This window comes from Halomonas cupida, assembly GCF_900142755.1.
Taxonomy (GTDB): Bacteria; Pseudomonadota; Gammaproteobacteria; order Pseudomonadales; family Halomonadaceae; genus Halomonas; species Halomonas cupida.
On sequence record NZ_FRCA01000001.1, the window covers coordinates 60,888 to 83,272 of the forward strand.

Sequence of the window (22,385 nt, forward strand, 5' to 3'; positions counted from 1 at the left end):
CTGTTGGCGGGCCATGGGGCCTCATGCCAATCGGCATTTCTGTCATGTCCGGCGCTTGAATTTCATCTGCACGACGGACGAGACGCGCTACCCTTGAAGTGGTAATGCTTCGCCCTCATATGCTAAGCCTTCTATCTTTTTGTCTGCATTGACCGTTCTCGCTGAGTGCGGTGGGTACGGACTTCTCCGACATTCTCCAGGATTTGCTCATGGCCGAACCGGCGCTGTCCATCCGTGGCCTGACCAAGGTCTACGGTAATGGCTTTCAGGCCCTCAAGGGCATCGATCTCGATGTTCAACAGGGCGATTTCTATGCACTGCTCGGGCCCAATGGAGCAGGCAAGTCCACCACATTGGGCGTGGTCTGCTCGCTGGTACAGAAGACTGCCGGCAAGGTGAAGATCTTCGGTATCGATATCGATGAAGACTTTGCCCGTGCCAAGTATCACCTGGGCGTGGTGCCCCAGGAGTTCAACTTCAATCAATTCGAGAACGTGCTGGATATCGTGCTGGCTCAGGCCGGTTATTACGGCATGTCGCGCCGCGAGGCGTTGCCGCGTGCCGAGAGCCTGCTGCGCGATCTCAGTCTGTGGGACAAGCGCAAGGGCAGTGCACGCATGCTCTCCGGTGGCATGAAGCGGCGCCTGATGATTGCGCGCGCGCTGATGCACCGCCCCAGGTTGCTGATTCTCGACGAGCCCACCGCCGGAGTGGATATCGAATTGCGCCGCAGTATGTGGGACTACATGCGTCGCATCAATCGAGAGGAAGGCACCACCATCATTCTCACCACGCATTATCTCGAAGAGGCCGAGAGCCTCTGTCGTCACGTTGGTATCATCAATCAAGGCGAGATCGTGCGTAATACCAGCGTGCGAGAGCTGCTGGCCGAGCTCGATACCGAAACCTTCCTGTTCGATCTGGCGGCGCCTCTGGCCCATGTGCCGAAGATCGAGGGCTTCGAGGTCAAGCGTGTCGATGACAACCAGCTTTCGGTGATGGTGCATCGTGGACAGCGTCTCAACGACGTGTTCGAGGTACTGGGCCGTGAAGGCGTGCAGGTGATGTCGATGCGCAATCGTGCCAACCGCCTGGAGGAGATGTTCGTGTCCATGGTCGAGAAGGGGAACGCTCAGCAACGTAACGGTCAGAAGGGCGGCAGCAAGGAGTTTCGTGGATGAACCCGAGTCAGATAGCCATTGCCCTGTGGACCCTGGTGGTCAAGGAGATCAAGCGCTTCACGCGGATCTGGCCGCAGACACTGCTGCCGCCTTCGATCACCATGACAATGTACTTCATCATCTTCGGTAACCTGATCGGCTCGCGTATTGGTGAGATGGACGGTTACAGCTATATGGACTTCATTGTCCCCGGCCTGATCATGATGTCGGTCATCACCAACAGCTACTCCAACGTGGCCTCGTCATTCTTCTCCAACAAGTTCCAGCGCAGCGTCGAGGAAATGATGGTCTCGCCGATGCCCAACTGGGTGATCCTTGCGGGGTTTGTGCTCGGTGGGATGGCGCGCGGACTGGGCGTGGGCATCATCGTCACCGGGGTGTCTCTGTTCTTTACCCGTATCGAGGTGGCGCATCCGTTGCTGACGATTCTGGTGGTGGTGCTGACGGCTGCGCTGTTCGCCATTGGTGGCTTCATCAACGCGCTGCTCGGCAAGAAGTTCGATGACATCTCGATCATCCCGACCTTCGTACTGACGCCACTGACCTATCTGGGCGGAGTGTTCTACTCGATCTCGTTGCTGCCGGCCTTCTGGCAGGGCGCCTCGATGCTCAACCCGATCCTGTACATGGTCAACGTCTTCCGCTTCGGTTTTCTGGGGGTCTCGGATATTCCCGTGGGGTGGGCGCTGGCGGCGATCATGGGCTTTATTGTCGCGCTCTTCACCCTTGCCCTGTGGATGCTGGAAAACGGCAAGGGTATTCGCAGCTGATTGTCGATCAGGTTTCCTGCCTTGAGCCCCGTGCTTGAGATATCATGAAAATTGTTGATGTATGACATATGCCGTTGAGGGCTGTGCAGTGAGTGAGTTATCCACATCCGGTCAGCGGCCGGAGACCCTGAAACATGCGCCCCTGGGGCGTGAGTCGGACTATCCCGAGCACTATGATCCTGGCCTGCTGTTTCCGATTCCCCGTGCCGCCAATCGGGCACCACTGGGCATCGAGGAGGGCAACCTGCCATTCATCGGTGAAGACGAGTGGCATGCCTTCGAGTTGTCGTGGCTGAACCGCAAGGGCAAGCCGATTGTCGCCGTGGCGCGCTTCCGCCTACCGGCCGAGTCCCCCAACCTGATCGAGTCGAAGTCATGGAAGCTGTACCTCAACAGCTTCAACCAGACCCGCTTCGATGATCATGCTGCAGTGATAGAGGCGCTCACCCGGGATCTGTCACAGGCGGCTGAAGCCGAACTGTGTGTGGATCTACTGGCGGTGGATGATGCCGAGCTGGCGCCGCGTGCGCTGCCCGGTGAGTGTATCGATGACCTGGATATCGAGGTCGAGAGCTATACGCCGAGCGTCGCGCATCTCAAGGTGGGTGACGAGATTGTCGAGGAAACGCTGACCTCGCACCTGCTCAAGTCCAACTGCCCGGTGACGGGCCAGCCCGATTGGGGCAGCGTGATGATCCGTTATCGTGGCCCCAGGCTCGATCGTCATGGCCTGTTGCGCTACATCATCGGCTACCGCCAGCATCAGGATTTTCATGAGCATTGTGTGGAGCATATCTTCACCGATCTGATGCACCACGCTCGTCCAGAGCGTCTGCTGGTCATGGCCCGCTATGTTCGTCGCGGTGGGCTGGATATCAGTCCGTGGCGCGGTACACCCGGAGAGGTGCCACCCCTGCCATTGCGCCTCGCACGACAGTAATTGAGTACTCTGGTAGGGTCTTTCGCATAGGGGAGGAGAGGGCATGATCCTCTCTAACCCGCCATCGAGTTGCCGAGGACGGAGACAGCAAGCATGGAGACAGCAAACATGAAGCCAACAATGGATGCCATAACGCTTCTGCATGAACGCAGTTCCATGGGTAAGCTGGTCGGGCCGGCGCCCAGCCGGGAGCAACTCGAGACGCTATACCGGGCGGCCCTGCGGGCGCCGGACCACAAGGAACTGCGCCCCTGGCGCTTTATCGAGTTTGCCGGCGAAGGACTGGATCGTCTGGGCGAATTGTTCGCTGAAGCCGAGTTTCGTGAGGACCCGAGTGCCAGCGACGATACCCTCAATGCCGCACGCCTCAAGCCCAAGCGTGCGCCCATGGTGATTGGCGTCGTCGCAAAGGTGACTCCCGAGGTGCCCGGAGTACCGAAGGTCGAGCAGGTGATCTCGGCAGGCTGTGCCGCCCATGGCATTCTGCTCGCGGCGCATGCCCTTGGCCTTGGAGCCATGTGGCGCAGCGGCAAGTACGCCTTCGATGACACCGTGCGCAAGGGGTTGCGCCTGGGGGACAATGACGAGCTGGTGGCCTTCATCTATCTCGGTCAGCTTGGCGGGCGTCACAAGCCGATTGTCGAGCATGATGTCGAGTCCTTTGTCGAACGCTGGTAGGAGCAGGAGACGCATGGCACTGGAAGCGGCTTGTCAGCAACGTGAAATCGGCGTGGCACATCCGCGCTTGCCCTTGCCGGAGGCGGGTGGAGAGGACCGTCCGGAAGTCTTCCTCGACTGGCTGGGCAAGGCCATCCCCATGGTCAATGCCATGGGCATTCAGCACATGCAGCGCGATGGAGATCAGCTCAGTTGGTCGCTGGCGCTCGACCCCAACCTCAACGACAAGGGCACCGGCTTCGGCGGAGCCCTGACTGCCCAGACCACCTTGCTGGGCTGGTGCTGGACAACACTCTGGCTGCGTCGACGCGGTATTCTGCGTGACGTGGTGGTGGCAACCGCCAGCCAGAAATTTCTGGCCCCGGTCACGGCGGACTATCAAATGATCTGCATGCCGGCAGAGAGCGGTGCTGCCGAGCGACTCGCGGAACAGCTTGATCAGAAGGGGCGGGGGCGTATCGCCCTGGCCCAGCAACTCTGGTGTGGCGACACCCTGTGTCTGGAAGCCAGCGGCGACTATGTTGTCTTGAAGTGACCAGCGTTGTCCGGGAAGCAAACCGTTACCCTGGAGGCAGGCTATAGCGGCTCATCAGTGCGATGAGACAGGTGATGGTTGCGAAGGATGCCAGCGAGGCAGTGAACAGGGCTCCAGCCCCGATGCTGCCCATTGAATAGCGTTGGCAGATGAGCGGAAAGATGCTGATCATGGGAACACTGGCAAACAGCAGTGCCCCGACAAGGACATCAGTCTCCCCCGGCATGATCAACGAGAACATGATCAGTATCGCCAGGGGATGAAGGATCAGCTTGCCGAGCACGATCAGGCTGACGCTGCCGACCATTCCTCTGACTTGAAGTCCATACAGCGCGCCACCCACGGCAAACAATGCCGTCGGTGCGGTGGCATCGGCCAGCATGTCGATAACCTGATCCAATGGGGCAGGCAACCGTACATCCAGTAGGGCCATCGATATTCCCACGCCCAGTGCCAGCAGCAGCGGGTTGCGTATCAGGCGCCCGCCGATGGTCCGCAGCAGATCGAGTCCGCTTCCGCCCTGGCGTTGCCCCAGCTCGGCGACAATCAATGCTGCCGGTAGAATCAGCAGATTCTCGATGATCATGTTCTGTGCCAGAAACGTTGCCGCAGATGGCCCCAGTACCATGGAGGCTATCGGGTAACCGGTGAATGCGCTGTTGGAGGCCGAGGCGCCAAGGGCATACATCGCGGCGCTGGACAGCGATTCACTGCGCCGTCTCTGCATCCAGAGCAAGACCGGAATGAACAGCAGCGCCGATCCCAGCCCATAGGCCAGTAGGTAGCGTGGATTCAGCGTCTCGCCAAGAGGATTGTCGGTGAGTGCCCGAATGATCAGTGCGGGCAGGGCGAAGTACATCACCAACTGACCGATGCCTTGTATCTGCTCACGGTTGATGAGCCTGATGTGCGCCGCGGTATACCCCAGCCCCATCAGCAGGATGATGGGGGCCATGATGGCTAGCGTATGCAGCAAGAGCGTCCCCCTGGCCTGGACACGAACCTCAGCTCGAAAACGCGACCCCCGACAGGAGATCGCGCTGCGCCGTCAGGCGCGAAGGGCATGGCCCTACAGCAGAGCCTTGAGTTCGAAGTGCAGTGCCTCGGGAATGGTGACGCCATTGGCCAGGCTACGCTCCCTTGCCGCATAGCGACGTTGGGAGGGCAGGCGGGCATCCTGATCAATGATCCCGTCGAACAGCCGCTCCGCATGAGAGAGGTGCTGGGCGGCCTGGTCACCCAACAGGACCTCGGGAGCAATGGCAATCAGCAGTTCACCGTGAAACGGCTTGCTGTCGCCCTCGGCGGTGGCTGCCTGGGTTTCATGACCCAACAGGTCGCCAATCAAGGGGCCAGCCAGTAGTTCGATCATGGTCGACAGTGCCGACCCCTTGTAGCCCCCGAAGGTCAGCATGGCACCTGCCAGGGCTTCCTCGGGGCTAGTGGTGGGGTTGCCGTCGACATCCACCGCCCAGTGATCAGGGATCTTCTCTCCCGCGCGACGGTGCAGCTCGATTTCTCCACGCGCCACCACGCTGGTGGCGAAGTCGAAGGTATAGGGAGTCTTGCCCGGCCGAGGCCAGGAAAAGGCGATGGGATTGGTGCCGAACAGGGGCTTGCGGCCACCGGCGGGAGCAACGAAAGCATGGCTGGGAGTCATGGCAATGCCGACCAGACCCTGTGCGGAAAGCGCTTCGACTTCCGGCCACAGTGCAGAGAAGTGGAAACTGTTGTTGATGCCCAGCAGCGCAATGCCGGTTGTCCTTGCCTTGGCCACCAATAGCGGCAGGCCCTGCTCCAGTGACAGCAGGGAACAGCCTTGATGTGCATTGACCCTGACAACGGCTGGCGCCTGGTCGATGACTTCCGGTTCGGCACGTGGGTCGATGGCGCCGAGGCGAGCTGTTTCAACACAGTTGAGGATGCGATACAGGCCATGGGAGTGGCACTCGTCGCGTTGGGCGGCCAGCACGCTACGTGTAATGGCAGCAGCATGGGCATCGCTGAAGCCATTGCGGGTCAGAATGTCGAGGCTGAGTTGCTCAGCCTGCTGCAGGGTCAATGTAACGGTGTCGGACATGATTTTCCTTGGGAGCCTGTCGGCCGAGGAGAGGAATGGTTGTTATCAAGCTCAAGATTAGTGCCTTAAGGTAAAGCTTCCTGTTGAAGCTCTCCATGCCACTTCCGTCGATGACGGGCCGATATCGCCAACGGAACGAGGATCGCGTTGGGGAGACCAGAAATTCTCTTGCAATCGCGAACTTAAGTCGGTAGAGTATGCGCCGTCCTGAACGAAACGCAGCGCACGGCGCGGGCGATTGTCCCGGGATGACAATGCGGAGGGGTGTCCGAGTGGTCGAAGGAGCACGCCTGGAAAGTGTGTAAGTCGAAAGGCTTCGAGGGTTCGAATCCCTCCCCCTCCGCCACGAATTCAAGGAAGGCCGCTGATTGTTTCAGCGGCCTTCTTTTTTTGGCTATATTCCGCTGCGCTGCACTCTCTAGCCCGTGGGTCTGCTTCTTGAATTGCTGCAGCCTGCCGCTGTGAGTGCATGACGACATTTCATATCCCCCATGCCATGCTCCGTCTGGAGAGTGAGTGGCCGAAACCAGCTCGATGGTGCTGTGTCGTTCCCCTGAGTTTTTAGGGAGAAGTCGGCGCGATAGGTGCCAATTGGACATCTTGCCTGCAACGTATTAGGGTAGCGGCCTCGGGTCGTATCGCTGTACCTCATTGACCCGGCATCATTCCGCAATGGAATGTATTGGTCTCACTACCACGATGATGACGCGATCTCCGGCATTTTCGACTGCCTGTCGCCGACGTTATCGATAGAGAGGAAATTCATGTCGCCCCATTATGCTGATCAGGGCCGCTGCATGCCGCGCCGCCCACCGCCATTCTTCTGACGTCGATTCCACGACGTTTCCTGCCTCTGCCGCCATGACGGCCGACAGCGCGCTTTGTATTACTCCGGCACCCAGCTTTTCAGGCCGATCGGGGTCATCTCGTCGTGCGCGTTACTCGTGTTATCACGGCATCTCTTCACTGCGTCCAGCGCCCGCCGACAAGTAGCGGCGCTGGTGACGCGCTTCCGTTCCACCCACCTAGAGGTTGCTCTTGAACAACGCATCACTTCATCAATTCTCGACCCTGACGGTCATTCTGCTGATGCTTGCCTTCTACGGCGGCACCTACCTGCTGACACTCGGCATTCGCAAGAAGAAAGAAGATGCCGATGCCTTTATGGTCTCCAATCATCGTGTAGGTTTCGGTATCGGTGCGGCCAGCATGACTGCGACCTGGATCTGGGCGGCTTCCTTCTACGCCGCCGCGACGTCGGGTTATACCTACGGCGTCTCGGGCCCCATCCACTACGGGCTGTGGGGCGCTCTGATGATTCTGTTCATCTATCCCTTCGGTCGACGTTTTCGCAAGCTTGCTCCTGATGCCCATACCCTGGGCGAGCTGATCCATGCCCGCCACGGCTCTTCCAGCCAACTGATTCTGGCTCTGTCCAACCTGATGGGCAGCATCATCAGCCTGATGGTCAACTTCACGGCTGCCGGGGCGTTGGTCTCGGTACTCTCGCCACTATCCTTCCAGGCCGGGGTAATCATTGCCGGTGTTGGCGTGCTGCTTTATACCCTGTGGTCAGGCTTTCGTGCTTCGGTGCTTACCGACTTTGCTCAATTGGTCGCCCTGATGGCCATCGCCGTGGTGATAATTCCCGCAGTGTTCTTCGCCATGGGGGGGCCGAGCGAACTGGTCGCCGGCCTGGACAACCTGAGCGCCGAGCAGGCCAACTTCTTTTCCGTCGATGCTGTTCTCAACCAGGGCGCGCCTTTCTTCGTCGCCGTGCTGGCCTATGCCATCGGCAACCAGACTATTTCCCAGCGTCTGTTCGCGGTCAAGGAAGAGCACATCAAGCCGACCTTCCTCACTGCCACCATTGGTTATGGTGCCATCGTTATTGGTCTTGGAATGATCGGGTTGATGGCACTGACGCTGGGTATCGAGCCCTTGAACGGTGACATGAACAATCTGATCCCGCAGATGGTATCGGGTTACCTACCGCCGCTGTTCATTGCGTTGTTCTTCATTCTGGTGATTGGCTCACTGTCTTCGACTGCCGATTCCGATCTTTCGGCACTGTCGGCCATCATGATGGCCGATGTTTACGGCAAGAATATCGCCCGGGGCAAGCCTAATCCTGAACGCATGCTGTTGGTAGGGCGGCTGACCATGATCATCGCCACTGCGGTCGGTATTGTCTTTGCCAGCTTCTCGCTGGATATCCTGGTGATGCTGGTATTCGTCGGTGCATTGTGGGGGGCCATCGTTTTCCCCGTGATAGCCAGCTGCTTCTGGGACCGGGTCACCAACGCGGCCTTCACCACTTCGGTGATTGTCGCCATGCTGGTGTTCTGCGTGGCTCGCTTTGAGTGGGTGCCGCTGTCGGGGATAACAGGATTGATTTTCGAGGTTCTGGCCAGCGTCGGCGGCGGGGTCATCATCGGCCTGATGGCTTTCGGCTTCCTTGGCCGCGTAATCGGTTTCACCGCAGGAATACTGGCGTTACTGGCGATGCTGATCTTCGCCACGGGGTTCCTGCGCGACTATACCGTGCTGCTGGCGTCCTTGACCGCCTATGGCACCAGCACTCTGGTGTGCATAGCGATGAGCCTGACCAGCCGCGAGCATTTCGATTTCAACAGCATTCGTGAGCGGGTCGGGAACTATGACAATCATCTCGACGATGGAGGGACGGGGAATCCGGCCAACGAGCCAGCGCCGGTCTCACTCGCTACGCAGCGCTGATTCACATCCTGGATACCATGGCGTCGTGAACCGCCGCCCATTCAATGGAGTTCTATCATGACTATCATCTTTGCCACCTACGTACTGATCTGGCCGGCCCTGACACTGGGCGTGCTGGCATTGATCTGCCGTGCCGTATGGCGTGATTGGTGCGACGCTCGTCGCCAGCGCAGATCGCTTGTCTGAGGACATTTATACTCTCGGTCCAGTCGTGAGTCTGACGCTGATGCTGATGCTGGCTCGAGGGTCATGATCTGAATGAGTACATTGCCCCCTCTGAGGGAAAGGCCTCGGAGGGGGCATTGAGTAAAGGAAAGAAGAGGCTTAGCCGAACACGCCCTGACTGCGGAGGTAGTCATCATAGCTACCGCTGAAATCGACGATGCCATCGTCTTTCATCTCGATGATGCGCGTGGCCAGCGAGCCGACGAACTCTCGGTCGTGGCTAACGAAAATCAGGGTGCCGGGATAGTTCTCCAATGCCAGGTTGAGCGCCTCGATGGACTCCATGTCCAGGTGGTTGGTGGGCTCATCCATGACCAGCACATTGGGGTTTTGCAGCGAGAGTTTGCCGAACAGCATACGTCCTTGCTCCCCACCTGAAATGACTTTGACAGACTTGCCGATATCGTCGTTGGAGAACAACATCCGGCCGAGGGCGCCACGTACTGTCTGTTCACCGGCGGTCGTCCATTGCTGCATCCATTCGAACAGCGTCTCGCCACCGTCGAAGTCCGCCGCGTGGTCCTGAGCGAAATAACCGACTTCAGCCGCATCGGTCCATTTCACCTCGCCGGCGTCAGGTGCCATCGTGCCGACCAGGCAGTTGAGCAAGGTGGTCTTACCGATGCCATTGGGCCCTATGATGGCGATGCGTTCTCCCGCTTCGACTCTCAGGCCAAAACGCTCGAACAGTACATTGTCGTCCCAGGCCTTGGAGAGTGCTTCTACCGCCAACGCCTGGCGATGAATCTTCTTGTTCTGCTCAAAGCGAATGAAGGGGCTGATGCGTGATGAGGGCTTGACCTCATCGAGTTGGATCTTGTCGATCTTGCGCTGGCGCGAGGTCGCCTGCTTGGCCTTGGAGGCATTGGCCGAGAAGCGGCTGACGAATTGCTTGAGCTCGGCAATTTCGGCCTTCTTCTTGGCATTCTCGCTATGCAGGCGTTCGCGCGCCTGAGTGGCAGCGGTCATGTACTCATCATAGTTGCCGGGAAACAGCTGCAGCTCGCCGTAGTCCAGGTCTGCCATGTGGGTACAGACGCTGTTCAGGAAGTGGCGATCGTGAGAGATGATGATCATGGTCGACGAGCGCGCCTTGAGGATATCCTCAAGCCAGCGAATCGTATTGATATCGAGATGGTTGGTCGGCTCATCCAGCAGCAGCACGTCGGGATCGCTGAACAGGGCCTGGGCCAGCAGAACCCGAAGCTTCCAGCCCGGAGCGACCACGCTCATCGGCTGATCATGCTGTTCCAGGGGGATGCCCAGGCCAAGCAGCAACTCACCGGCACGCGACTCGGCGGTATAGCCATCGAGTTCGGCAAAGCGCACTTCGAGATCAGCCACCGCCATGCCATCTTCTTCACTCATCTCGGCCAGCGAATAGATGCGCTCACGCTCGGCCGCGACAGACCACAGCTCGTCGTTACCCATGATCACCGTATCGATGACACGCTCGTTCTCGAAGGCGAACTGATCCTGACGTAACTTGCCCAGTCGTGTGGTGGCGCCTTTCATCACCTGCCCGCTGGTAGGCTCCAGGTCGCCCCCGAGAATCTTGATCAGGGTCGACTTGCCACAGCCGTTGGCCCCGATCAGACCGTAGCGATGACCCTGGCCGAATTTGACAGAAACGTTCTCGAACAGCGGCTTGGGGCCAAACTGCATGGTGATGTTGGCGGTAGAGAGCACGGCGGAGAATCTCGCGGGAGGAACATGAATGAGAGACTTGGGCCGACATGACAAGCGGCTTCGACCAAAGTAGAGCGCATATTGTACGCGCCAGGCCATGGCGCTATCCACCCAAGCTCCCATTCTATTCGATACCAGGGCCGTAGCGATCCAGCATCGGCTCATGAGTGAGTGCCGACACTTTGCAGATACCGTTTACAGTTACCGTCTCCCAGACACAGCTTCTCAGACGCAGCCTAGATCCTTATCCAGCGTCCCTCCGCATGTGAGGTTTCGATGGCATCGATCATGCGATTGACCCGCCAGGCCTCGCGGAAGTCCGGGTACAGGGGGTGGCCGGAGACAATACCTTCCACCAGGTCGCGGATCTCGATGATCTTCTGGTCGTTGTAGCCGAGACCATGGCCGGGCGCAGGGCTGAAGGCTGCATAGTCCGGGTGTTCCGGGCCGATCAACAGGGTGCGGAATCCGCGTCGTCCCTCGGGCCCCTCGCTGGTGTAGAGCTGTAGCTCACTCATGCGTTCCTGATCGAAGACAAGAGAGCCTCTAGTCCCGGTCACCGTATAGGCCAGCCCCATCTTGCGTCCGGTGGCGATCCGTGAGGTTTCGATGTTGCCGATCAGACCACTGTCGAAGCGCAGCAGCGCCTGGGCATGATCATCGTTTTCCACCGTGCCAAATCCACCGCTGCCGTCGGCCAGCGGACGTCGAGTCGTCACGGTCTGCAACTGGCCGAAGACTTCCTCGACGCGCTGGCCGGTAAGGTATTCGGCCATGTTGAGAATGTGTGAACCCAGGTCACCCAGTGCTCCCGACCCGGCGGTGGTGCGACGAGTGTGCCAGTCGAGGGGGCTGGCCGGATCGGCCAGATAATCCTCATTGTGGCGACCACGGAAGTGCACTAGTTCACCGATCTCGCCACTGGCGATGATCTCGCGGGCCAGTTGGGTGGCTGAATTGCGGATGTAGTTGAAACCCACCAGGGTTCTGACGCCGACCGACTCGGCGGCCGCGACCATTTCTGCGGCATCGGTGGCACTGAGTGCCAGCGGTTTTTCGGCGTAGACGTGCTTGCCTGCGGCGATGGCAGCCAGCGCCATCTCCTTGTGCAGGAAGTTGGGGGCGCAGATATCGACCACATCCACGTCCGGGTCCTGCACCAGCATTCGCCAGTCGCCTGTCGAGCGGGCGAATCCCAGTTCGGTTGCCTTGCGTGCCGCGGCCGCTTCGTCAACGTCGGCCAGTAGCTCGCAGACTGGGATCGCCGGCAGGGAAAAGACGCCTGGAGCAGCCTTGAGGGCGATGGCGTGAGCTTTGCCCATGAAGCCGGTACCGATCAGGCCGAACTTCAGTGTCTTCATTCAAACCTCGCTGTGTTCGCTACCGAGCTCGGGGCCTGCGTCTCGTGACTCGATTGTTCGTTGACGCTGAAGCCCGCCTGTTCGGCGAGCGCTCGCAGGTTGCGATGTCCCAATCGGGCATAGGTCATGGGATGTGCCACTTCGGGATCCTGCTCGGCTTCAACGACCAGCCAGCCCTCGTAGCCACTCTTGCGGAGGGACGTCAGGGTGGCCAGGAAGTCGATGTCACCATCGCCGGGGACGGTGAACAGGCCGTCGAGTACGCCATCCAGGAAGCTCTTGTCGCGGTTGCGCAGTTCATCGAGTACGGGAAAGCGCATGTCCTTGCAGTGCACGTGCTTGATCCGAGAGGCGTAGCGCCCGGCAATCGCCAGCGGATCGCCGCCGGCTCCCACCAGGTGGCCGAAGTCGAGCAACAGGCCCACCGAATCGCCGGTGCTGTCCATCAGCCGCTCGATGTCGGCTTCGCTCTCCACCACGGTGCCCAGATGATGGTGATAGGCCAGATAGACACCCTGTTGCCTTAGATAGTCGCCGACCACCTCCAATCCCTTGGTGAGACGCTGCCATTCGGCATCGCTGAGATGCGGTCGACGGGATAGAGGCGTGCCTTGATCCGTGTGGATGCAGTGGGATACCTCGCAGAACACCATCACGTTGGCGCCGCACTGCTTGAGCAACTGAAGGTGCTCTTCAACCGCCGCGATCTCCTCCTCCGGGCTACGTTCCAGCAGGCGGCCGGAATACCAGCCGGAGACCAGCGAAAGGTGATGGCGACCCAGAACCCGGGACAGTTCGTCGGATGTACGAGGGAACTTGTGACCCAGCTCGAAACCGCTGAAGCCGGCTTCGCGTCCCTCCGCCAGGCAGACCTCCAGCGGAGTATTACCACCGAGGCTCGGCAGGTCGTCATTGGTCCAGGTCAGAGGGTTGATCCCCAGGCGTACGCTGGTCATGGATGTGCTCCTGGCTTATAGGGAAATGATGCGGGCCATGCGGCCCGTCTCGTCGTTGAGGAAAATATCGTTGAGAAAAACGTCGTTGCGGAACCCCCGAATTGGTGGGGAATCACTCAGCTCGGCGAACACAGGTGTCGAATGCCGTGGCCTTTATCGATGCTGGCGGCGTTTGGCTTCGGTATAGCCTTGATACGCGTTCTGCACCTGCTCGCGCCGGGATACCTCCGGCACCGCCACCTCCCACCAGGCGCCGCCCTCAGCGGTGCTGGGCAGCGGGTCGGTGTCCAGCGCAATCACATAGGTGCTGCTGGCCCGACGGGCTCGCTCGAGTGCCTGCTCCAGTTCGGCAATTCCCTGCACAGACTCGGCCTGGCACCCCAGGGCACGGGCGTGGGCGGCGAAGTCGACTTTCGGAGCTCCTTCGGGGATCGTGCGGCAGTCGTCGAGCAGATTGTTGAAGCCGGCGCCACCGGTGGCCTGCTGCAGACGGTTGATGCAGCCGAAGCCTCTGTTGTCGAGAACCACCACGACAAGCTTGTGGCCCAGCATGACCGAGGTGGCGAGCTCCGAGTTGTGCATCAGATAGGAGCCGTCGCCGACCATCACGAACACCTCCCGCTCTGGGTGGGCCATCTTGACCCCCAGGCCACCAGCGATCTCGTACCCCATGCAGGAGTAGCCGTATTCCACGTGGTAGCTGCCGGGACCGGAGCACTGCCACAGCTTGTGCAGCTCACCCGGTAGGCCGCCGGCGGCGCAGACCACGGTGCCATTCTCGCCGGCCTGGCGGTTCACGGCGCCGATCACCTGAGCATCGGTGGGAAGCTCGCGGCCATCATCTGCCGTCACCCTGGTCACCACGTCGTCCCAGTCCCGCTTGAGGCGGACGGTGCGCTCCCGCCACTCCTGCGAGGCTTTCCAGTGCTCAAGTTGAGCATCGAGCAGGGCCAGCCCATCGAAGGCATCACCGATCAATGGCAGGGCGCGATGCTTCTGACTGTCGAAACACCCCACGTTCAGCGTCACCAACGTTCGATCATCATGTTCAAACAGTGCTCTGGAGCCGGTGGTGAAGTCCTGCAGGCGCGTCCCTACGGCGAGGATCACGTCCGCCTGGTCGGCAAGGCGATTGGCGGCTTCACTGCCGGTAACGCCAATCGCCCCAACTGCGTTGGGGTGGGCGGCAGGGAGAGCTCCCTTGCCGGCCTGGGTCTCCGCGACCGGCACATCATGGGCAAGGGCAAAGTCGGCGAGGCGTTGGCAGGCTCCGGCGTAGTGAACCCCGCCTCCGGCGATGATCAGCGGGCGTTCGGCGTGACTGAGTGCCGCGACGGATTCCTCGAGCTGGCGAGGGTCCGGCTGGGGACGGCGGATGCGATGTACGCGGGGCTCGAAGAAACTCTGGGGATAATCGTAGGCGAAGGTCTGAACGTCCTGGGGCAGTGCCAGTGTTGCCGGGCCACAATGTTCCGGATCGAGCAGTGTAGCCAGAGCCTGAGGAAGGCTGGTCAGAAGCTGCTCCGGTCTTGTGATGCGGTCGAAATAGCGTGATACGGGCCGGAAGCAATCATTGACCGTAATCGAAGGGTCGCCGAAGTGCTCAACCTGCTGAAGCACCGGGTCGGGGTCGCGGGTCGCAAAGGTATCGCCGGGCAACAGCAGAATCGGCAGGCGGTTGGCGTGAGCAAGGCCCGCCGCGGTGACCATGTTGGTGGCTCCGGGGCCGATGGAACTGGTAGCCGCCATCATCCGACGCCGACCGTTGGCCCTGGCGAAGGCGATGGCCGCATGGGCCATGGTCTGTTCGTTGTGGGCCCGCAGGGTGGGGAGCTCATCCCGGGCGTGATACAGCGCCTCGCCGAGCCCCGCCACGTTGCCGTGACCGAAGATGGCGAAGACGCCTTCGAACAGCGGCACCTCGGTACCGTCATGCTCGATACGCTGGGCAGCCAGATACTTGACCAGCGCCTGGGCCATGGTGAGTCGAATGGTGCTCATGACAGGGCTTCCTCGGTGGTTGTCTTGAGGTGGCGCAGTTGCTGCCAGGTGTTGATCAGCTCGGCGTAGTTGCCTGCCACCCGGTCAATCAATCCTGCATCGTCGATATCGCCGGCAAGCCACTCGCGACAGGGAGCGGTGAACAGGGTGCGGCCGACCGTGAAACCCTTGCACCAGCGGTGGCGGGCGGCGTCGGCGAAACCGCGTTTCATGTCTTCCATGGGCGCATCCAGTCCCAGCAGCACCACGCCTCGGCAGTGAGGATCCTGTGCTTCGATGGTCTGGCTGACCTCATGCCAGGCGTTATCCGACAATGGTGGCAGCTTCCACCAGTCGGGGCGGATCCCCAGGTTGTAGAGGCGATGAAGAGAACGCGCCAGGGTGTGGTCATCGACGTTGCTGTGGCTGGGTGGAATCACTTCGATCAACAGCTCCAACTCGTGTTCACAGGCCGCCTGGTAGAGCTGGCGCAGGTGAGCCTCCTGGTCGAGCCGCATCGTTACCGGATCGTCAGGGTGATAGAACACCAGGCATTTGATGATGTGCTCACGTGGCCAGTGACGGAGACGGCTGCCGAGGTCGTCACCATGCTGGAAGCGCAGCGGACGTGAGCTGGGCAGTTCCACCGGGCGACCGATCCACCAACCCTTGCCGGTGGCGTCGTTGAGGGCCTCCTGTCCAAAGACATCATCGACCAGGATGGCCGGTGTGGTGAGTCCGGTACGTCTGGCTCCCTCTTCAGCGGCGCGCACCAGCAACTGTTTCAGCGCCGGAATGCGGGCCGGGTCGGCATGGACCTCCCGCGCCATGTCGGTGAGCTGACGACGATGATCAAAGGCCAGCCCGCAGACCTCGGGCCAGTCTGCTGGATGGCGGGTGGTGACTCGGTGCAGATGGTTGAGTTGGGCGTCCTGGTCGGGGCGAGATACCTCGGTGCGACGCGCCAGGTAGTCGAACAGCTCGGCTTCAGTGGGCATGGCCGGGGCACAGCCATGGCGTGAGACCACCAGGGCGCCGCAGGCATTGGCATAGGTGGCACTGGTCTGCCAGTCCTCGCCGCGCAACCAGCCTCTCAACAACCCGCTCATGAAGGCATCTCCGGCACCCAGCACGTTGAGTACTTCGACCTTGACGCCTTCGACCAGGATCCCGTCCTCGATGTGCGCAGGAATCTCGCCCTCGAAGATCACACAGCCCTGAGCACCGAGCTTGCACACCAGAGTGGCATCAGTGATCCGACGGACGGCACTCAGGGCCATCAGGGTGTCGGTGCTGCCGCCGGCGATGTGGAATTCCTCTTCGGTGCCGACGATGAGGTCGAAATCGCCGAGCCAGGCCTGTAGGTCTGCCGTTACCCGGTCGTCGGCGATAAAGCGGGTCTCGCCGTCACCGGGGGAGGTCAAGCCCCATAGTACCGGGCGATAGTCGATATCCAGCACGCGCTTGAGGCCATGCTCGGCGGCGGCGTCCAGGGCCTTGCGACATGCCCTGGCGGTGGTCTCGGTGGACAGGTGGGTACCGGTAATGGCCAGTGCTCTGGCTCGGCCGATGAACCCCGGATCGATGGCGTCGGCATCGATGGCCATGTCGGCGCAGTCGTGGCGATAGAAGAGCAGCGGGAAGCTGTCACGGTCCTTGAGTGCCAGCAGCACCAGGCCGGTGTGGCGGTGAGGGTCGGTCTGCAGGGCGCTGGTATCGACACCGACGCGCTGAAGCTCCTCGCGCACGAAGCCGCCCATCTGTTCGTTGCCGACCCGCGATAGCATGGCTGAGTTGAGGCCCAGCCGAGCCGTGCCGTAGGCCATGTTGCCCGAGCTGCCGCCCAGGTATCTGGCAAAGCTCGAGACGTCTTCCAGACGGCTGCCGATCTGTTCGGCATAGAGATCAACGGCGACGCGACCCAGGCAGATCAGGTCCAGCGCGTCGTTGTTGTTGTTGGTTTCTTGCATAGCGTCTCTCCGCATCACGTATCGCCTCGAGCCGTGTTCTTGCACCTGAATTCAACCAGCAGGTTCATACACGAAGGGCACGCGACGTTTTGTGCTGATCTGGTTTTTCCAACGATGGCTACAGGGAGAAGGCGTCCTTGAAGCGTTGCAGAGCCAGTTCATCCTCACCGGATGCCCAACCCTCCAGCCCCACGGTGCCTCGATAGCCGATGTCGTTGAGCGCTCGAGCGATGGCGGGGTAGTGAATCTCACCGCTACCGGGCTCGCAGCGGCCGGGTACGTCGGCGACCTGCACCTCGCCGATCCAGGGCGCGCAGCGATGTACGAGATTGACCAGATTTCCTTCGCCGATCTGGGCGTGATAGAGGTCCAGCATCATGCGCACCTCCGGGCGGTCGACGCTGGCCACCAGCTCCAGCACCTCGTCGGCGCGGGCCAGGGGCACTCCGGGGTGGTCGACCTGAGTGTTGAGGTTCTCCAGCACGAAGGTGACATCATGCTCATGGGCAAGGTCTGCCAGGCGGTTGAGCGTGTCGTGGGCGCGGATCCACATCGATCCTGTCAACTGGCTGACGGGCTTGACCGGAAGACCTCTTTCATCGAGGCCGGTGCCGTGCAGGTTGAGGCGGGGGATGTTCAGTCTTCTGGCCACGCTGATTGACTCACGGGCCGTTTCCACCAGGCGCTCAGCGCCTTCCCGATCCACCAGACTGCCCTCGATATAACCGGTCATGGAGGAGAAGGTGGCGCCTGTCTGCTCGAGGGCCTGGATGTCATGGCGAGTCCAGTCCCAGATTTCCACCTGGAAACCCAGCTCATGGATCCTGGACACCCGTTCGACGGTGGGCAGGTCCACAAAGACCATCTCGGCGCAGACCGCCAGAGTGAACGGAGATGTCGGGTTGCTCTCGCTCATAGAGGCTCCATCAGACATGGTTTCTGAAAGGGGGCAAACAGCAGGGCGGTGTCACCGTGACTCCGACAGGTCTCAGACATATGGGGCCCTGTTATCCGAGGCTCTGTCATCATGTGCTGGGAGCCTGACTCAGTGATGGCGCATTGGCACCCGATGACTGCTGTTGCTGCCTGTCGCTCTGCTGGAACTCCGCCAGCTCGGCGTCGAGGCTCTCCAGTTCGGCACCGCCGGCCATCATGTTCAGCACTTCCTCGCGGCTGATCTCCTCCTTGCGGAAGGTGCCGAGGCTGCCGCCACGTTTCAGCAGGGTGAAGGCATCGGCGACCGGGTAGGCATGATGAACATTGTGGGTGATGAAGATCACCGCCAGCCCATCGGACCGTGCCTTGGCGATGTAGCGCAGTACCACCGAGGCCTGCTTGACGCCCAGGGCAGAGGTCGGCTCATCGAGGATCAACACTCTGGCACCGAAGTAGACCGCCCGGGCAATGGCCACACACTGGCGCTCACCGCCGGACAGCGTGCCCACCGGCTGGCTGGGGTCACGAACGTCGATGCCGATTCTGGACATCTCCTGCATGGCGATACGATCGGCGCGCTTCCAGTCGATGCGCTTCAGGGGGCCCCAGCCCACTGTGGGCTCCCGGCCCATGAAGAAGTTACGGGTGATCGACATCAAGGGAATCATCGCCAGGTCCTGGAAGACGGTAGCGATGCCGGCATCCAGGGCATAGGCCGGAGACTTGAAGCGGACGCTCTCACCGTTCAGCAGCAGTTCGCCCTCGGTGGGGCGGTGGACGCCCGAGAGTGTCTTGATCAGAGTCGATTTACCGGCACCGTTGTCGCCCAGCAGACACATCACTTCGCCGGCCTGAACCTGCATCGAGATGTCGCTCAGGGCGATGACACTACCGAAGTGTTTACTGACGTTGCGCATCTCGATCATGGGGGTACGTTCGCTCATTTCACTTGGCCTCCATTGCCTTCTTGCGCATGAAATTGTTGAACAGCACCGCTATCAGCAGCATTGCGCCGAGGAAGACCTGGAACCAGTCGGTGTTCACGCCGGTATAAAAGATGCCCATCTGCACCAGGCCGAAGATCAGTGCGCCGAGTGCTGCTCCGATGGCGGAGCCATAGCCGCCGGTCAGCAGGGCTCCGCCGATAACCACCGCGATGATGGCCTCGAGTTCCTTGAGCAGGCCGCGAATGGTGTCTGCAGAGCCGGTGTCCATCACCTGCAGGCAGGCGAAGACAGTGGCCGAGAGGGCCGTGAACATGAACAGCGAGATCTTCACGCGATGTACGGGAACGCCGGAGTTGCGTGCCGCATTGGCGTCTCCGCCACTGGCGAAGATCCAATTGCCGTAGGGGGTGCAGAGCAGCACCCAGGTGGCAACGGCGGTGAGTCCCAGCCACCAGACGATGGATACCGGAATGCCGGTGACCACCGGGTTGCCGGCGAAGTTGGTGGCGATCCATCCCTGGCCGGCCATCCAGGCGAAGAGACCGGTAGCCACTTCTCCCGAGAACAGCGCGGCAAACCAGTCACCGGCCATATGGTCATGAATCCCCCCGATCTGGGTACGACCGGTCAGCAGGCGGCTGATGCCGATGGCCATGCCACGCAGAATGAACAGGAACCCCAGGGTGACAATGAAGGACGGCAGCCCGGTTCTGTTGACCAGATTGCCGTTGATCCAACCCACCAGGGCCGCGCAGGAGAAGGCCAGCAGCATCGCCGCCCAGAGTGGCCAGCCATATTCCACGGCGGGAATGGCGATCAGAATACCGGCCAGACCGATCATTGAGCCGATGGAGAGGTCGAATTCGCCGCCAATCATCAGCAGTGCGGCGGCCGTGGCGATGATCCCCAGTTGAGCGGATACTTCGAGGAAGTTGACGATGCCTGCCGGGGTGAACATGCCTGTCCCGCTGGAGGAGACAATGAAGAAGGCGAGTACCAGCACGGTGCCGGCCAGAGCACCCAGTTCGGGGCGGCTCAGCGCCTTTTTCCAGAATGGAACTCGCTGTATACGCTCATCCTGCTGTTCCGCGACTGGCGTAGAAGATTGGGGAGGTGTATTGGATTGCATGATGGTTGACTCCAGGGCCCGGGCAGTCGAGCGCGCCGGGCCCTTTGGGTAGTGATGGACTGTTAGTGAAAAACTAACGAATACCCTGTGCGCTCAGCTCGATGACCTGGGCGGCATTCTCCTGAGTCACGAAGCCGGGGCCGGTCGGTACGTCACCGGCGGGCAGTAGACCGTGCCTGGCGTACTGGTCGAGGAACATTACCGGCAGGTACCCCTGGAGGTACTGTTGCTGATCGATGGCGAAGTCCAGCTCACCGGCATCCACAGCCTCGAGGATGCTGGGGGAAAGATCGAAGGTGCCGAGGGTGAACATATCGGTGGCTCCCTGATCGCGCATGGCACGCAGCATTGGCTCGGAGGCCAGGGTGCCAAGGGTAAGAATTCCCTTCACATCGCTGTTCTGATTGAGGTAGGCCACGATGGCATTGCGGATCTCGACCGGATCATGGGTGGTGGCCAACTGTTCGGCGTTACCGTCGAAGCCTTCGATGAAGCCGTCACAGCGCTGGTCGAGACCCTGATTGCCCTGTTCATGATTGACGCAGAGGCCTTTCTCCACGCCCATCTCCTGCATTCGTTCAGCAGCTTGCTTGCCGGCCTCGTACTCGCTCTGTCCGATATGCAGACGGGTACCGTAATTGCGAGCGACGTCACCACCGGAGTTGATGGTGATGACGGGGATGCCGTTGTTTGCGGCTCGCTGAACAATACCGCCCAGCGCATCCTCATCGGTAAAGGAAACGATCAGGCCATCAGGATCTGAAGCGACGGCGGCCTCGACCAGTTGCTGCATCTTGGCCATGTCGAAGGTCGAAGGAGCGCGATATTCCAGCTCGGCGCCCACCTGTTCGGCGGCATCCTCGGCACCGTTCTTGACCACCGACCAGAAGGGATCGGAGGGGACGCCGTGAGTGACCATGACAAAGCGATTGCTGTCCTGTGCCTGTACCGACCCGGCCATCAGGGCAGCAGCGGTCGAGGCGAGTAGCCAGTGAGAAAGACGTGCCATGAGTAGAGTCCTCGTGATTGTCGTTGTGGTGTCGAGTGCGCAAATCGCGCAGGCAGAATGAAATATAGATTCCAGTATGTGAAAACGACAGATTAATTGTTCTATACTTTTGTATGAATGGAATGTTTGTTCCATAATGGCTAGGCTATTCAAGGCAGGGTCAGGTTTTTCGAGACTCGGGTTTTTCGGGAGCCAGGAGAGTCGGCCTCTCATGACATGACAACGGCAAGGAGCTTTCCATGAGTCAGACACCTCAGAGCTTCGAGGAACTCGAAGCACGTATCACGGCCGACTACCCGTCAATGAGCCGCCGCCTGCAACAGACGGCGCGTTTTCTACTCGATCATCCTCAGGAAGTGGCCTTTGCCACTGTCGCCAGGTTGGCGCAGGACGCTGCAGTGACGCCTTCGACCTTGATCCGGTTTGCCAACAGTTGTGGCTTCAAGGGTTTCTCGGAGATGCAGCAGCTCTTTCGTTCTCGCCTGGTGGATGAATTGCCCAATTACACCGAGCGGATCCGCGCCGTGCGCTCCGCGACCGGTGAGACGCCGGACAGCACTCAACTGCTCTGGGAATTCGCGGAGGCCAATCGCGATGCCCTGGAGCAGTTACCGGGGCGTATTGACCCCAAGGGGCTGGAACAGGCGCTGGATATCCTCGATGAAGCCTCCGCCATCCATGTGCTTGGCGCTCGGCGCAGCTTCGTCGTGGCGAACTACATGACCTATGCGCTGCACCACATCGAAAAGCCTGCCTTTCTGGTCAACGGGCTGGGGGGAATGTATGGCGAACAGATTCGAGCGATCGGGCAGCAGGATGCCTTGATTGCAGTGAGCTTTTCACCCTATGCCGAGGAAAGCCTCCTGGCGACCGAGCAGGCCAGAAGTCGTGGCGTGCCGACGGTGGTGATTACGGATTCGAGCCTCAGTCCGCTGGCACGCCTTGCCGATGTGGTACTGGTTGTCCATGAGGCCGAGGTCAGGAGTTTCCGAGGGCTGGCTGCCTCGCTTTGCCTGACGCAAAGCCTGGCCATTGCCCTGGGGATGCGAAAGGACAGGGAAAAGGAACAGTCCTCCCGACCCGGGGACGAGGAACGCGCCTGATAGCTGTAACAACATTTACCTGTAACAACCTGGCACTGACAGCACGGGTTACTGACAGCGCTAATTATTTACAAAAATATCAGTTATTTATAAAAATATCAGTCATTTACAGCTACGTCAGTCATTTACAACTACGTCGATCACAGATGACGACATC

General features: G+C 60.3%; 19 protein-coding genes and 1 tRNA gene. 9 read left to right on the top strand and 11 right to left on the bottom strand.

All coding sequences use genetic code 11. The features are described 5' to 3' along the window. The first annotated feature begins 209 nt into the window (after positions 1–209). The 5 genes from BUE38_RS00255 (at position 210) to BUE38_RS00275 (ending at position 4,104) form a co-directional block, all read left to right on the top strand. On the top strand, positions 210–1,181 hold the full coding sequence (locus BUE38_RS00255) for an ABC transporter ATP-binding protein (RefSeq protein ID WP_073433035.1): 972 nt from the start codon (positions 210–212) through the stop codon (positions 1,179–1,181). Then, complete coding sequence (locus tag BUE38_RS00260; RefSeq protein WP_073433036.1) at positions 1,178–1,951, top strand: ABC transporter permease; 774 nt, start codon at positions 1,178–1,180, stop codon at positions 1,949–1,951. The genes BUE38_RS00255 and BUE38_RS00260 overlap by 4 nt, the downstream gene beginning before the upstream one ends. Positions 1,952–2,039: 88 nt before the next feature. Continuing rightward, entirely contained in the window at positions 2,040–2,891 is an 852-nt protein-coding gene (queF, locus tag BUE38_RS00265) for an NADPH-dependent 7-cyano-7-deazaguanine reductase QueF (RefSeq protein ID WP_234986720.1), read from the top strand. Between the two features lie 120 nt (positions 2,892–3,011). Beyond that, the gene (locus BUE38_RS00270; RefSeq protein ID WP_073433038.1) at positions 3,012–3,569 is read left to right on the top strand and encodes a nitroreductase family protein; all 558 of its coding nucleotides are present in this window, start codon (positions 3,012–3,014) and stop codon (positions 3,567–3,569) included. Positions 3,570–3,582: 13 nt separating this feature from the next. Further along, a complete protein-coding gene (locus tag BUE38_RS00275; RefSeq protein ID WP_073433039.1) occupies positions 3,583–4,104 on the top strand; it encodes a YiiD C-terminal domain-containing protein in 522 nt (173 codons plus the stop codon). 25 nt (positions 4,105–4,129) lie between these two features. Here the strand turns inward: BUE38_RS00275 and BUE38_RS00280 are convergent, their stop codons facing one another. Then, positions 4,130–5,080: an AEC family transporter gene (locus BUE38_RS00280; protein WP_073433040.1), complete on the bottom strand. Its 951-nt coding sequence runs from the start codon at positions 5,078–5,080 to the stop codon at positions 4,130–4,132. Between the two features lie 93 nt (positions 5,081–5,173). Beyond that, the gene (locus BUE38_RS00285) at positions 5,174–6,184 is read right to left on the bottom strand and encodes an Ldh family oxidoreductase (RefSeq protein ID WP_073433041.1); all 1,011 of its coding nucleotides are present in this window, start codon (positions 6,182–6,184) and stop codon (positions 5,174–5,176) included. 258 nt (positions 6,185–6,442) lie between these two features. On the opposite strand from BUE38_RS00285, the gene BUE38_RS00290 reads away from it, so the two are divergent. The 3 genes from BUE38_RS00290 to BUE38_RS23200 all read left to right on the top strand — a co-directional run bounded on the left by BUE38_RS00290 (position 6,443) and on the right by BUE38_RS23200 (position 9,109). Further along, positions 6,443–6,530: transfer RNA gene (locus BUE38_RS00290), tRNA-Ser, on the top strand. A 692-nt stretch (positions 6,531–7,222) separates the two neighbouring features. After that, positions 7,223–8,923, top strand: a complete 1,701-nt coding sequence (locus tag BUE38_RS00295; RefSeq protein ID WP_073433042.1) for a sodium:solute symporter family protein — start codon at positions 7,223–7,225, stop codon at positions 8,921–8,923. 57 nt (positions 8,924–8,980) lie between these two features. Beyond that, positions 8,981–9,109 carry a putative transporter small subunit gene (locus BUE38_RS23200; RefSeq protein ID WP_218032522.1) on the top strand — a complete coding sequence of 43 codons (129 nt, stop codon included), beginning with the start codon at positions 8,981–8,983 and terminating at the stop codon, positions 9,107–9,109. A 138-nt stretch (positions 9,110–9,247) separates the two neighbouring features. On the opposite strand, the gene BUE38_RS00300 is transcribed toward BUE38_RS23200, so the two are convergent. The 9 genes from BUE38_RS00300 to BUE38_RS00340 form a co-directional block, all read right to left on the bottom strand. Next, positions 9,248–10,837, bottom strand: a complete 1,590-nt coding sequence (locus BUE38_RS00300) for an ABC-F family ATPase (RefSeq protein WP_073433714.1) — start codon at positions 10,835–10,837, stop codon at positions 9,248–9,250. A gap of 236 nt (positions 10,838–11,073) precedes the next feature. Beyond that, on the bottom strand, positions 11,074–12,198 hold the full coding sequence (locus BUE38_RS00305; protein ID WP_073433043.1) for a Gfo/Idh/MocA family protein: 1,125 nt from the start codon (positions 12,196–12,198) through the stop codon (positions 11,074–11,076). After that, entirely contained in the window at positions 12,195–13,154 is a 960-nt protein-coding gene (gene iolE, locus BUE38_RS00310) for a myo-inosose-2 dehydratase (RefSeq protein ID WP_073433044.1), read from the bottom strand. Before iolE ends, BUE38_RS00305 begins: the two co-directional genes overlap by 4 nt. 153 nt (positions 13,155–13,307) lie before the next feature. Next, on the bottom strand, positions 13,308–15,155 hold the full coding sequence (iolD, locus tag BUE38_RS00315) for a 3D-(3,5/4)-trihydroxycyclohexane-1,2-dione acylhydrolase (decyclizing) (protein WP_073433045.1): 1,848 nt from the start codon (positions 15,153–15,155) through the stop codon (positions 13,308–13,310). After that, positions 15,152–17,104, bottom strand: coding sequence for a bifunctional 5-dehydro-2-deoxygluconokinase/5-dehydro-2-deoxyphosphogluconate aldolase (locus BUE38_RS00320; protein WP_073433046.1), 1,953 nt, complete (start codon positions 17,102–17,104; stop codon positions 15,152–15,154). Before BUE38_RS00320 ends, iolD begins: the two co-directional genes overlap by 4 nt. A gap of 118 nt (positions 17,105–17,222) precedes the next feature. Then, a complete protein-coding gene (locus BUE38_RS00325; RefSeq protein WP_073433047.1) occupies positions 17,223–18,020 on the bottom strand; it encodes a TIM barrel protein in 798 nt (265 codons plus the stop codon). 109 nt (positions 18,021–18,129) lie between these two features. Continuing rightward, positions 18,130–18,984 (bottom strand): ATP-binding cassette domain-containing protein, encoded by an 855-nt coding sequence (locus tag BUE38_RS00330; protein ID WP_073433048.1) that lies wholly within the window; start codon positions 18,982–18,984, stop codon positions 18,130–18,132. Position 18,985: 1 nt separating this feature from the next. Continuing rightward, positions 18,986–20,116 carry an ABC transporter permease gene (locus BUE38_RS00335; protein ID WP_073433049.1) on the bottom strand — a complete coding sequence of 377 codons (1,131 nt, stop codon included), beginning with the start codon at positions 20,114–20,116 and terminating at the stop codon, positions 18,986–18,988. A gap of 73 nt (positions 20,117–20,189) precedes the next feature. Continuing rightward, the gene (locus BUE38_RS00340) at positions 20,190–21,125 is read right to left on the bottom strand and encodes a sugar ABC transporter substrate-binding protein (RefSeq protein ID WP_073433050.1); all 936 of its coding nucleotides are present in this window, start codon (positions 21,123–21,125) and stop codon (positions 20,190–20,192) included. A gap of 239 nt (positions 21,126–21,364) precedes the next feature. Here BUE38_RS00340 and BUE38_RS00345 point away from each other — a divergent pair, with 239 nt between their 5' ends. Further along, positions 21,365–22,228 carry a MurR/RpiR family transcriptional regulator gene (locus tag BUE38_RS00345; RefSeq protein ID WP_073433051.1) on the top strand — a complete coding sequence of 288 codons (864 nt, stop codon included), beginning with the start codon at positions 21,365–21,367 and terminating at the stop codon, positions 22,226–22,228. Positions 22,229–22,385: the final 157 nt, after the last annotated feature.